Source organism: Streptomyces sp. NRRL B-24085, assembly GCF_001282115.1.
GTDB lineage: Bacteria > Actinomycetota > Actinomycetes > Streptomycetales > Streptomycetaceae > Streptomyces.
Window position 1 is genome coordinate 1 of the sequence record NZ_LJBR01000487.1, and the last position, 11,109, is coordinate 11,109.

Genomic DNA, 11,109 nt, shown 5'->3' on the forward strand with positions numbered 1-11,109 from the left:
ATCGTGGTCGACGACAAGGGCAACGACTTCTTCCAGGCCCCGGCCCCCGGACCGGAATCGACGTGAACGTCGGAGCCGGGGCCGGGTCCTGGAAGAAGTCGTTGCCCTTGTCGTCGACCACGATGAACGCCGGGAAGTCCTCGACCTCGATCTTCCAGACCGCCTCCATGCCGAGCTCCTCGTACTCGACGACCTCGACCTTCTTGATGCAGTCCTGGGCGAGCCGCGCGGCGGGGCCGCCGATGGAGCCGAGGTAGAAGCCGCCGTGCGTACCGCACGCGTCGGTGACCTGCTTGCTGCGGTTGCCCTTGGCCAGCATCACCTTGGAGCCGCCCGCCGCCTGGAACTGCTCGACGTAGGAGTCCATGCGGCCGGCCGTCGTCGGACCGAAGGAGCCGGAGGCGTATCCCTCGGGGGTCTTGGCCGGGCCGGCGTAGTACACCGGGTGGTCCTTCAGGTACTGCGGCATCTCCTCGCCCGCGTCCAGCCGCTCCTTGATCTTGGCGTGCGCGATGTCGCGCGCGACCACGAGCGGCCCGGTCAGCGAGAGCCGCGTCTTCACCGGGTACTTGGTGAGCTCCGCGAGGATGTCGTCCATCGGCTGGTTGAGGTCGATCTTGACGACGTCACCGTCGGCGTCGAGGTGCTCGTCCGTCGTCTCCGGCAGGAACCGCGCCGGGTCCGTCTCCAACTGTTCCAGGAACACACCCTCGGCGGTGATCTTCGCGACGGCCTGGCGGTCGGCGGAGCAGGAGACGGCGATCGCGACGGGGCACGAGGCACCGTGCCGCGGCAGCCGCACCACGCGCACGTCGTGGCAGAAGTACTTGCCGCCGAACTGCGCCCCGATCCCGATCTTCTGCGTCAGCTCGAAGACCTTCTCCTCCAGCTCCTTGTCCCGGAAGCCGTGCCCGAGCTCCGAGCCCTCGGCGGGAATCTCGTCCAGGTAGTGCGCGGAGGCGTACTTCGCGGTCTTCAGCGCGTACTCGGCGGACGTACCGCCGACCACGATCGCCAGGTGGTACGGCGGACAGGCGGCCGTACCGAGCGAACGGATCTTCTCCTCCAGGAACTTCATCATGGAGGCCTCGTTCAGGACGGCCTTCGTCTCCTGGTACAGGAAGGACTTGTTGGCCGAGCCGCCGCCCTTCGCCATGAACAGGAACTTGTACGCGCCGCCGTCGGTGGCGTACAGCTCGATCTGCGCGGGCAGGTTCGAGCCGGTGTTCTTCTCGTCCCACATGGTCAGCGGGGCCATCTGCGAGTAGCGCAGGTTGAGGTTCAGGTACGCGTCGTAGATGCCGCGCGAGAGGGCTTCTTCGTCGCCGCCCGACGTCAGCACGTTCTGCCCGCGCTTGCCCATGACGATCGCCGTGCCGGTGTCCTGGCACATCGGCAGCACGCCCGCCGCCGCGATGTTCGCGTTCTTCAGCAGGTCCAGCGCCACGAACTTGTCGTTGCTGGACGCCTCCGGGTCGTCGATGATCCGCCGCAGCTGGGCGAGGTGCGCGGGCCGCAGGTAGTGCTGGATGTCGTGGATGGCCTCTTCGGCGAGCTTGCGCAGCGCCTCCGGCTCCACCTTGAGGAAGGTCCGCCCGTCGGCCTCGAAGGTGGAGACACCCTCGGAGGTCACCAGCCGGTAGGGGGTGGTGTCCTCTCCCATGGGGAGCAGATCGGTGTACGCGAACTCAGGCATCTCAGCCCATTCCTCACTCTGCGGGTCGACCACCCGCCTCCGTTGGCGGGCCTCACCAGCCTAGAACCTGTCCAAGGACGGAAGCCTGTGAGGTAGGGCTCAGTCGGCGGGCCAAGAGTTGTCCACAGCCCTAGTCGCGATCTATCGCGTTTGGGTACGCTGCTGCCGTGGACCTTCAGAAGCCGGACCTCAAGAAGCACGCGGGCCCCGCCCCCGTGGTGGCCGACCTGCGTGCCTCGGACGCCGACCGCGACCGTATCGCCGACATCCTGCGCGAGGCGCTCGCCGAGGGCCGCCTCACCGCGGACGAGCACGCCGAGCGGGTCGAGGGGGTGCTGAGCGCCAAGACGGTCGGCGAGCTGGAGGTCTTCATACGGGACCTGCCGGCGGCCCACGAGCGCCGTGCCGCCCCCGCCTGGACCCCGGCTCCCAACCGCCCGACCGACGCGATCCCCCCGGACCCGGACGACAACGTGGTGGCGGTCTTCAGCGCCGCCGTCCGCAAGGGCCGCTGGCGCGCGGGCCGCCGCATCCACGCCTACGCGGTCTTCGGCAGCGTCGAGATAGACCTCAGCGAGGCGATCTTCGAGTACCGCCAGGTCGTCATCAAGGCGTTCTCGGTGTTCGGCAGCGTCGAGGTGCGCGTCCCGGAGAACGTCTCGCTGCGCGGCACCGGCGTCGGTGTCCTCGGCGACTTCCAGGTGGACACGCTCGACTCGCCGGACGTGGACGCACCCGTGGTCTACGTCGACGGCTGGGCGGTCCTCGGCAGCGTCGACGCGAGGCCCAGGCGGGGCAAGCTCGTCGCGGACATTCTCGACCGCGTTCAGCGCGCGGTCGATCGCAAGGTCGACAAAAGTTTGCGCAGACACCTGGATCGTTGACGGTTGTGAATCCGGGAGGGTCCGAAACGGCGGAATCCGAGCCCGTCCGGGCCCCGGAAGAGCACACGAACGCCCGGAAACCAGCGGTTGGGGACTCAGTGCATAGGCGCGCGCACAGCGGGTAGGGCTTGCTGCATCGTCGCTCGCTCGCGAAGCCGTCGTCAGGAGTAGACCGTGCTGCAACCGCCGGATTCGTCCCTGCAGGTAGCTGCCGTTCCGGCCCAGCGGGTGCCAGTGCGGGACAGGGACCAAGACGCTCCATGGCACACCGAGGCGGTGTGCCGGCGCGACGAGGCCGGCCTGTTCTTCGCTCCGTCCAAGGAACCCACCGCTGCCAGGCTCTCCCGCGAGGAGGCCGCGAAGCGCGTCTGTGCCCGCTGTCCGGTCATGGTCGAGTGCCGCGAGCACGCCCTGCTCCAGCCCGAGCCCTACGGTGTGTGGGGCGGCCTCACCGCGGCGGAGCGCCGCGTGGTCCTGGCCCGGCGCAGGCGCCGCGACCTGGAGCTCGCGAAGACGGCGCGGGCGTCCCGCATAGCCCAGGCGGGCTGAGGGACCGCAGAACGCGAAAAGGGCGCCCCCACCGCACCGGGGACGTCCTTTTGGCTGTGCTTTCTCTCGAAGGGTGAGGTGACTCCCTAGGGGCGCGGGGAACTGCGTGACCAGCCCCCACGCACCCGCACCCGCCCGTGCTCCAGAACGGCGGAGCTACTTGGCCCGGTCGAAATCAATCGCGCTGTAGGCCCGCAGCTTGCTCAGCCGGTGCTCCGAGTCGATCCGCCGGACCGTCCCCGACTTCGACCGCATCACGATCGAGTCGGTGGTAGCGGTCTCCGACCGGTACCGCACGCCCCGCAGCAGCTCGCCGTCGGTGATGCCCGTGGCCACGAAGAAGACGTTCTCCCCGGACACCAGGTCGTCGGTCGTCAGCACCCGGTCCAGGTCGTGCCCGGCGTCGACCGCCCGCGCCCGCTCCTCGTCGTCCTTGGGCCACAGCTTGCCCTGGATGGTGCCCCCGAGGCACTTCACGGCACAGGCCGAGATGATCCCCTCGGGCGTACCGCCGATGCCCAGCAGCATGTCGACGCCGGTGCCCTCGCGCAGCGCGTAGATCGAGCCGGCCACGTCACCGTCGGAGATCAGCTTGATCCGCGCCCCCGCCTCCCGGATCTCCTTGATGATCCCTTCGTGCCGGGGCCGGTCGAGGATGACGACGGTCACGTCCTCCGGGGTGGAGCGCTTGGCCTTGGCGACCCGCCGGATGTTCACGGACACCGGCGCGTTGATGTCGACGAAGTCCGCGGCCTCCGGTCCCGTGACCAGCTTGTCCATGTAGAACACGGCGGACGGGTCGAACATCGAGCCCCGGTCCGCGGCGGCCAGCACCGCGATCGCGTTCGGCATGCCCTTGGCCGTCAGCGTGGTCCCGTCGATCGGGTCGACGGCGATGTCGCACTCGGGGCCGGTCCCGTCGCCCACGCGCTCCCCGTTGAAGAGCATCGGGGCCTCGTCCTTCTCGCCCTCGCCGATGACGACCACGCCGTTCATCGACACGGTGGAGACCAGGGACCGCATGGCGCGCACCGCGGCGCCGTCGGCGCCGTTCTTCTCGCCCCGCCCGACCCAGCGGCCCGCGGCCATCGCGGCGGCTTCGGTCACCCGGACGAGCTCCAGGGCGAGGTTGCGGTCGGGGGCCTCGGAGGGGACCTCGAGTTCGGACGGCAGATGATGATGCTCGGTCATCGGAGCGCACCTTTCTGATACGACGACGGCCGGATGAGGGTTCGACCGTCGACTCTATCGTCAGTCCGACAAAATGAGCAGGGGACCCCACGGATGAGCGGACCTGGCACCTGCGACGATAGGGGGCGTGGCAGGTTCGAACGGCAAGCAGAAGACGGTCCGGGACATGATTCTGTCCCTGGGCCTCATCGGGATCGCGGCGGCGGTCATCTACGTGTTCATCCCGCACGACGACTCCGCTCCCGACATCAAGAAGGTCGACTACCGCGTCGAGCTGCTCACGGCCCGCCGTGCGGCCTCCTACCCGGTGGCCGCGCCCGAGGGGCTGCCGGCCGACTGGAAGGCCACCTCGGTGCGCTTCCGGGGCGACCGGTTCGACGCCTGGCACCTGGGCTTCAACGCCCCCGGCGGTCAGTACGTGCAGATCGAGCAGTCGACTCAGAAGCCGTCCGAGTTCATCGACGAGGCGAGCCAGGGCGGCGAGGCGACGAAGCAGACCCGGGAGATCGCGGGCCGCACCTGGACGCGGTACACGGGCGGCCGGTACGACGCCCTCGTGCACCAGGGCGACGGGGCGACGACGGTGGTCGCGGGCACGGGCTCGCTGGCCCAGCTCACCGAGATGGCGAAGTCCCTCAAGATGGCGTGAGGCGACGACGGGAGGGGCCCGGCCGCCAGGCGGCCGGGCCCCTCCCGTGCGGTCGGCCGCCTCAGACGGTGGTGACGACGTCCTCGTACGCCAGGCGCGGGGAGCGCGGGTACCAGGCGTCCTCGCCCGGCTTGCCGATGTTGACGACCATCAGCGGGGTGTGGTCGTCGTCCAGGAACTCCTTGCGGACGCCCTCGAAGTCCAGGCCGGTCATCGGGCCGGCGGCGAGCCCCGCGGCACGGATGCCGATGATGAAGTACGCGGCCTGGAGGGCGGCGTTCAGGTTGGCGCTGCCCTCGCGCGCCGCGCGCTCGCCGAAGAAGAGGTCCTTGGCCTGCGGGAAGTGCGGGAAGAGCTGCGGCAGCTCCTCGTGGAACTCGTTGTCCGCGGAGAGGATCGCGACCAGCGGGGCGGCGGCGGTCTTGTTCCGGTTGCCCTCGGCCATGTGCTGCACGAGGCGCTCGCGGGCCTCGGGGGAGCGGACCAGGGTGACGCGCAGCGGCGACTGGTTCATGGAGGTGGGGCCGTACTTGACCAGGTCGTAGATCGCCTGGACCTGCTCGTCGGTCACCGGCTCGTCGGTGAAGGTGTTCGCGGTGCGGGCCTCGCGGAACAGCAGGTCCTGGGCGGCGGGGTCAAGAACGAGAGACATGGTGGAACCTTCTCGGGGTGTACGTCGGTCCCGTAAACGGACCGTGGACCGGTTGACGTCTCCGACCGTACGCCTGCGAAGTTCAACATTCAACTAAAGAGCGGGTGTGGTGATCCGCTTCACAGATCACCGGACCCCTCTGCTCGGCGGCGCCCCTACTCGGAGTCGCCCTCGCCGTCCTCCGACTCCTCCGCCAGGGCCGCGTCCAGCCGCGCCCGCGCCCCGTCCAGCCACCGCCGGCACACCTTGGCCAGCTCCTCGCCCCGCTCCCAGAGCGCGAGGGACTCCTCGAGTGTCGTGCCGCCCGCCTCCAGCCGTCGTACGACCTCGATCAGCTCGTCCCGCGCCTGCTCGTACCCGAGCGCCTCTTCCGCCACCTTGCTGGTCATCCGCCCACCCTACGCATCGACTCGGACAGTGAACTCACCCTCGGCGACCCGCGCCCGCAGGGTCTCCTCCGCCCCCACCTCGTCCGGCGCCCGCACCACGTGCCCGTCGGACTTCTGGAGGACGGCGTACCCGCGCTGGAGGGTCGCGGCGGGGGAGAGGGCCACCACGCGCGCGCGGGTGTGCGTCAGCTCGGAGTCGGCGCGGTCCAGCAGATGGCCCAGGGTGCGGCGGGCGCGGTCGGTCAGGGAGGCCACGTGGTCGGCGCGTTCGTCGATCATCTGGTGCGGATCCTCTATCGACGGCCGCGCGAGAGCGTGCGCGAGGCCCCGCTCCTCCCGCTGGAGGAAGGACTCGACACACCGCCGCGCGCGGTCCCGCAGCGCCCGCACCCGTTCGTACTCCTCGCCCACGTCCGGGACGACCTTCTTGGCCGCGTCCGTGGGCGTGGAGGCCCGCAGGTCGGCGACGTAGTCCAGCAGCGGGGTGTCCGGTTCGTGGCCGATAGCCGACACCACCGGCGTACGGCAGGACGCGACCGCCCGCACCAACTGCTCGTCGGAGAACGGCAGCAGGTCCTCCACACTGCCCCCGCCGCGCGCCACGACGATCACGTCCACGTCGTCCTGTGCGTCGAGCTCCTTGACCGCCTGCACCACCTGCGGGACGGCGTGCACCCCCTGCACCGGGACGTTGCGCACCTCGAAGCGGACGGCGGGCCAGCGGTGCCGGGCGTTCTCCAGGACGTCCCGCTCGGCGGCCGAGGCACGGCCGCAGACCAGCCCGATGAGCTGCGGCAGGAACGGCAGCGGCTTCTTGCGCTCCGGCGCGAACAGCCCCTCCGCCGCGAGGGACTTCTTCAGCGCCTCCAGCCGGGCCAGCAGCTCACCGACCCCGACCGGCCTTATCTCGGCGGCCCGCAGCGAGAGCTGGCCCCGCGGCGCGTACCACTCCGGCTTCGCCAGTACGACCACCCGGGCGCCCTCGCCGACGACATCGGCGACGTCGTCGAAGACCTGACGGAAGCAGGTCACGCTCACCGAGATGTCGTACGACGGATCGCGCAGCGTGAGGAACACGACCCCCGCGCCCGGACGCCGGGAGAGCTGGGTGATCTGCCCCTCGACCCACACGGCGCCGAGCCGGTCGATCCAGCCGCCGATGAGGCGCGACACCTCGCCGACGGGCAGAGGCGTTTCGGGGGTCGAGTTCACAGCCATGCCGCGAGCGTAACGGCCGCGTACGACAACGGACCGTCACCACCCGACAACCACCGGCTCCACCACGCCCGCCGCCTGCGCCGGTCAAACCGACGCCGCGAAGGTGCCCCGTGCCGGTTCCGGACATCGTGCCTGCGCCTGCGCCTCGGCCGACCCGCCCCTCACACATCCCGGTCGGTCTCCCCGGGAACGTCACGGGCACGCGATCTTCGACCGGCCGAACGCGGCCTTACGATGGGACGCATGACCGCTTCGCCTGGCCGCCGTGTCCTGCTCGCCGCCCCCCGTGGTTACTGCGCGGGTGTGGACCGCGCCGTGATCGCCGTCGAGAAAGCCCTGGAGCAGTACGGCGCTCCGGTGTACGTCCGGCACGAGATCGTCCACAACAAGTACGTCGTACAGACCCTGGAGAAGAAGGGCGCGATCTTCGTCGAACGGACGGAGGAGGTCCCGCCGGGCAACATCGTCATGTTCTCCGCGCACGGCGTCGCCCCCGTCGTCCACGAGGAGGCCGCGCGCGGCAGGCTCGCCACCATCGACGCGACCTGCCCGCTGGTCACCAAGGTCCACAAGGAAGCCGTCCGCTTCGCCAACGAGGACTACGACATCCTCCTGATCGGTCACGAGGGCCACGAGGAGGTCATCGGCACCTCCGGCGAGGCCCCCGACCACATCACCCTCGTCGACGGCCCCGCGGACGTCGCCAAGGTCGAGGTCCGCGACGAGTCGAAGGTCGTCTGGCTCTCCCAGACCACCCTCTCCGTCGACGAGACCATGGAGACCGTCGACGCCCTCAAGGAGAAGTTCCCGCAGCTCATCTCGCCGCCCAGCGACGACATCTGCTACGCCACGCAGAACCGCCAGCTCGCCGTGAAGCAGATGGGCGCGGAGGCCGAGCTGGTCATCGTGGTCGGCTCCCGCAACTCCTCCAACTCCAAGCGCCTCGTCGAGGTCGCCAAGCTGGCCGGCTCCCGCGAGGCCTACCTCGTGGACTTCGCCAGCGAGATCGACGAGGCCTGGCTGGAGGGCGTGACCACGGTCGGCGTGACCTCGGGCGCCTCGGTGCCGGAGGTGCTGGTCGAGGAGGTCCTGGAGTGGCTGGCGCAGCGCGGCTACGGCGACGTGGAACTCGTGAAGGCGGCCGAGGAGTCCATCACCTTCTCCCTCCCGAAGGAGCTGCGGCGCGACCTGCGCGAGGAGGCCGCGGCGCTGGTCGCGGAGCGCAAGGGGACCTCGCAGGCGTGACTGTCCGTCGTCCGTCGTAACGTAGGGCCATGCAGATCTTCGGCTTGGACATCGGCGGATCCGGGATCAAGGGCGCCCCTGTGGACCTGGACAAGGGCGACCTGGCGCAGGAGCGTCACAAAGTGCTCACCCCGCACCCGGCCACGCCCGACAGCGTGGCCGACGGGGTGAAGCAGGTCGTGGACCACTTCGGCTGGAGCGGCCCGGTCGGGCTGACCTTCCCGGGCGTGGTCACCGGCGGTTCCCACATCCGCACGGCCGCCAACGTCGACAAGAGCTGGATCGACACCGACGCGCGCACGTTGTTCAGCGAACGGCTCGGCGGGCTGCCGGTGACCGTGGTCAACGACGCGGACGCGGCGGGCGTCGCCGAGATGAGCTTCGGCGCGGGCAAGGACCGCAAGGGCACCGTCATCCTGCTCACCCTGGGCACCGGCATCGGCAGCGCGGTCTTCGTCGACGGCGTCCTCGTCCCCAACACCGAGCTGGGCCACCTGGAGCTGCACGGCCACGACGCCGAGAAGAAGGCGTCCAGCAAGGCCAGGGAGGACGAGGAGCTCACCTGGGAGCACTGGGCCCACCGCGTCCAGAAGTACCTCGCCCACGTCGAGATGCTCTTCTCGCCCGAGCTGTTCATCATCGGCGGCGGCGTCAGCCGCAAGTCGCAGAAGTTCCTGCCCCACATCGAGGGCATCAAGGCCGAGATCGTCCCGGCGCAGTTGCAGAACAACGCGGGGATCGTGGGGGCGGCGATGCGGGCGGTGCAGGAGTAGGGGGCCTTCGGCCCGGCATCGGCGGGCGGCCCGAGTCGCACGACCCGGGCGCCGTCACCCTCGCCGACGGCCCGCGTCAGGGCCGGCGCGAGCGGTCCCGTACCAGGCGGACCCTGCGGACCAGCGCCACGAGGCCGGCGGCCAGCGTGCCGGCGTAGAGCCAGCCCGCCTGCGTGGCCAGTGCGGTGAACAGGCCCATCAGCCGCCCCGAGGTGCCGCCGCCGCTGTCGGCGACCGGGACGAGACCGACGGCGAAGGCGATCGGCACGACGATCGGGGCGGTCAGCAGGTCCCCCCGGCGCATCCACACCGAGGTCACCACGCTGACCGGCATGAACAGCACGCCGTACAGCGTCAGCGCCGAGCCGAACAGCACGGAGACGAGACAGCCCAGCAGGAACATCAGGCCGCCGCAGAACAGTCCCCCGCCGAGCCCGGTGAGCCGGGGGTTGGGCAGCCGTCGCAGTGTCCGTACCGCGGGGGGCGGCGGGCGGCGGGCCACCGGTGGCCGTCGCTCGCCGCGGGCCTGCGCGGGCAGGGGTGCTCCTCGGTCCGGGCGTCGCGTTCCGTCGTGCGGGGGGCGGGTCCTGTGTTGCTCCACTGGACCAACCTAGGTCTGTTTATGTGCCGAACGGCTCCTCGGACACGCCGTGGGAAAGACCTTGGCCATGCGTTCGACAGGGCCGCCGGGGCGTGCCGCGACACGCCGTAGACTGGTGGATCGGCCCCCTGGCCGCCAGTCTCCTCACGTCTCCTCTCACGTACGGGAAGTCGCAACGTGTCGCTCACGATCGGAATCGTCGGTCTGCCGAATGTCGGCAAGTCGACCCTGTTCAACGCCCTGACCAAGAACGACGTGCTGGCGGCCAACTACCCGTTCGCCACGATCGAGCCGAACGTCGGCGTGGTCGGCGTCCCGGACCCGCGTCTGACGAAACTGGCCGAGATCTTCTCCTCGCAGCGGATCCTCCCGGCGACCGTCGACTTCGTGGACATCGCGGGCATCGTGCGCGGCGCGAGCGAGGGCGAGGGCCTGGGCAACAAGTTCCTCGCGAACATCCGTGAGTCGGACGCGATCTGCCAGGTCATCCGCGCCTTCAAGGACGAGAACGTCGTCCACGTCGACGGCAAGGTCTCGCCCAAGGACGACATCGAGACGATCAACACCGAGCTGATCCTCGCCGACCTCCAGACCATTGAGAAGGTCCTGCCCCGCCTCCAGAAGGAGTCGCGGATCAAGAAGGACATCGCGCCGAAGGTCAAGGCCGTCGAGGAGGCCAAGGAGATCCTGGAGAAGGGCGACACGCTCTTCTCCGCGGGCATCGTCCAGGGCTCCGGCAACGAGGAGCTCCTGCACGACCTGCACCTGCTGACCACCAAGCCCTTCCTGTACGTCTTCAACGTCGACGAGGACGAGCTGGTCGACGAGTCCTTCAAGGACGAGCAGCGCGCCCTGGTCGCCCCCGCCGAGGCGATCTTCCTCAACGCCAAGCTGGAGGCGGACCTCGCCGAGCTCGACGAGGAGGACGCGATGGAGCTCCTGGAGTCGGTCGGCGCCGAGGAGCCCGGCCTGGCGACGCTCGCCCGCGTCGGCTTCAACACCCTCGGCCTCCAGACCTACCTCACGGCCGGCCCCAAGGAGTCCCGCGCCTGGACCATCAAGAAGGGCGCCACGGCCCCCGAGGCGGCCGGCGTGATCCACACCGACTTCCAGAAGGGCTTCATCAAGGCGGAGGTCATCTCCTTCGACGACCTGGTGGAGACCGGCTCGGTGGCCGAGGCCCGCGCGAAGGGCAAGGCGCGGATGGAGGGCAAGGACTACGTCATGCAGGACGGAGACGTCGTGGAGTTCCGCTTCAACGT

Annotated in this window: 12 protein-coding genes; 6 read left to right on the plus strand and 6 right to left on the minus strand. The window is 69.9% G+C overall.

Annotated elements, in window-relative coordinates; all coding sequences use genetic code 11:
* The coding region (locus AOJ26_RS37470) for a fumarate hydratase (protein ID WP_063790380.1) at nucleotides 1–1,696 on the minus strand (1,696 nt) is incomplete at its 3' end.
* A 167-nt stretch (nucleotides 1,697–1,863) separates the two neighbouring features.
* On the opposite strand from AOJ26_RS37470, the gene AOJ26_RS37475 reads away from it, so the two are divergent.
* Nucleotides 1,864–2,580, plus strand: a complete 717-nt coding sequence (locus AOJ26_RS37475) for a DUF1707 SHOCT-like domain-containing protein (protein WP_053852819.1) — start codon at nucleotides 1,864–1,866, stop codon at nucleotides 2,578–2,580.
* A gap of 174 nt (nucleotides 2,581–2,754) precedes the next feature.
* The gene (locus AOJ26_RS37480) at nucleotides 2,755–3,129 is read left to right on the plus strand and encodes a WhiB family transcriptional regulator (RefSeq protein ID WP_078960178.1); all 375 of its coding nucleotides are present in this window, start codon (nucleotides 2,755–2,757) and stop codon (nucleotides 3,127–3,129) included.
* Between the two features lie 156 nt (nucleotides 3,130–3,285).
* Here the strand turns inward: AOJ26_RS37480 and glpX are convergent, their stop codons facing one another.
* Entirely contained in the window at nucleotides 3,286–4,320 is a 1,035-nt protein-coding gene (gene glpX, locus AOJ26_RS37485) for a class II fructose-bisphosphatase (protein ID WP_053852821.1), read from the minus strand.
* 127 nt (nucleotides 4,321–4,447) lie between these two features.
* On the opposite strand from glpX, the gene AOJ26_RS37490 reads away from it, so the two are divergent.
* Nucleotides 4,448–4,969, plus strand: a complete 522-nt coding sequence (locus tag AOJ26_RS37490) for a DUF4245 domain-containing protein (protein ID WP_053852822.1) — start codon at nucleotides 4,448–4,450, stop codon at nucleotides 4,967–4,969.
* 61 nt (nucleotides 4,970–5,030) lie between these two features.
* Here the strand turns inward: AOJ26_RS37490 and AOJ26_RS37495 are convergent, their stop codons facing one another.
* The 3 genes from AOJ26_RS37495 to xseA form a co-directional block, all read right to left on the minus strand.
* Nucleotides 5,031–5,621: a malonic semialdehyde reductase gene (locus AOJ26_RS37495; protein ID WP_053852823.1), complete on the minus strand. Its 591-nt coding sequence runs from the start codon at nucleotides 5,619–5,621 to the stop codon at nucleotides 5,031–5,033.
* A 155-nt stretch (nucleotides 5,622–5,776) separates the two neighbouring features.
* Nucleotides 5,777–6,010: an exodeoxyribonuclease VII small subunit gene (locus AOJ26_RS37500; RefSeq protein ID WP_031042033.1), complete on the minus strand. Its 234-nt coding sequence runs from the start codon at nucleotides 6,008–6,010 to the stop codon at nucleotides 5,777–5,779.
* 9 nt (nucleotides 6,011–6,019) lie between these two features.
* Nucleotides 6,020–7,228 (minus strand): exodeoxyribonuclease VII large subunit, encoded by a 1,209-nt coding sequence (gene xseA, locus AOJ26_RS37505; protein ID WP_053852824.1) that lies wholly within the window; start codon nucleotides 7,226–7,228, stop codon nucleotides 6,020–6,022.
* Between the two features lie 243 nt (nucleotides 7,229–7,471).
* Here xseA and AOJ26_RS37510 point away from each other — a divergent pair, with 243 nt between their 5' ends.
* Both AOJ26_RS37510 and ppgK read left to right on the plus strand, forming a co-directional pair.
* Nucleotides 7,472–8,473 carry a 4-hydroxy-3-methylbut-2-enyl diphosphate reductase gene (locus AOJ26_RS37510; RefSeq protein WP_053852825.1) on the plus strand — a complete coding sequence of 334 codons (1,002 nt, stop codon included), beginning with the start codon at nucleotides 7,472–7,474 and terminating at the stop codon, nucleotides 8,471–8,473.
* Between the two features lie 29 nt (nucleotides 8,474–8,502).
* Nucleotides 8,503–9,246 (plus strand): polyphosphate--glucose phosphotransferase, encoded by a 744-nt coding sequence (gene ppgK, locus AOJ26_RS37515; RefSeq protein ID WP_053852826.1) that lies wholly within the window; start codon nucleotides 8,503–8,505, stop codon nucleotides 9,244–9,246.
* A 76-nt stretch (nucleotides 9,247–9,322) separates the two neighbouring features.
* On the opposite strand, the gene AOJ26_RS37520 is transcribed toward ppgK, so the two are convergent.
* On the minus strand, nucleotides 9,323–9,847 hold the full coding sequence (locus AOJ26_RS37520) for a DUF6542 domain-containing protein (protein WP_053852827.1): 525 nt from the start codon (nucleotides 9,845–9,847) through the stop codon (nucleotides 9,323–9,325).
* A gap of 177 nt (nucleotides 9,848–10,024) precedes the next feature.
* Between AOJ26_RS37520 and ychF the strand changes: the two genes are divergently transcribed.
* Nucleotides 10,025–11,109 (plus strand): redox-regulated ATPase YchF (gene ychF / locus AOJ26_RS37525; RefSeq protein ID WP_053852828.1); only part of this gene is annotated, 1,085 nt, incomplete at its 3' end.

Coding starts and splice junctions, on each gene's coding strand:
- glpX (WP_053852821.1), bottom strand. CDS start 4,320: ATGACCGAGCATCATCATCTGCCGTCCGAACTCGAGGTCCCCTCCGAG.
- AOJ26_RS37495 (WP_053852823.1), bottom strand. CDS start 5,621: ATGTCTCTCGTTCTTGACCCCGCCGCCCAGGACCTGCTGTTCCGCGAG.
- ppgK (WP_053852826.1), top strand. CDS start 8,503: ATGCAGATCTTCGGCTTGGACATCGGCGGATCCGGGATCAAGGGCGCC.
- AOJ26_RS37500 (WP_031042033.1), bottom strand. CDS start 6,010: ATGACCAGCAAGGTGGCGGAAGAGGCGCTCGGGTACGAGCAGGCGCGG.
- AOJ26_RS37510 (WP_053852825.1), top strand. CDS start 7,472: ATGACCGCTTCGCCTGGCCGCCGTGTCCTGCTCGCCGCCCCCCGTGGT.
- xseA (WP_053852824.1), bottom strand. CDS start 7,228: ATGGCTGTGAACTCGACCCCCGAAACGCCTCTGCCCGTCGGCGAGGTG.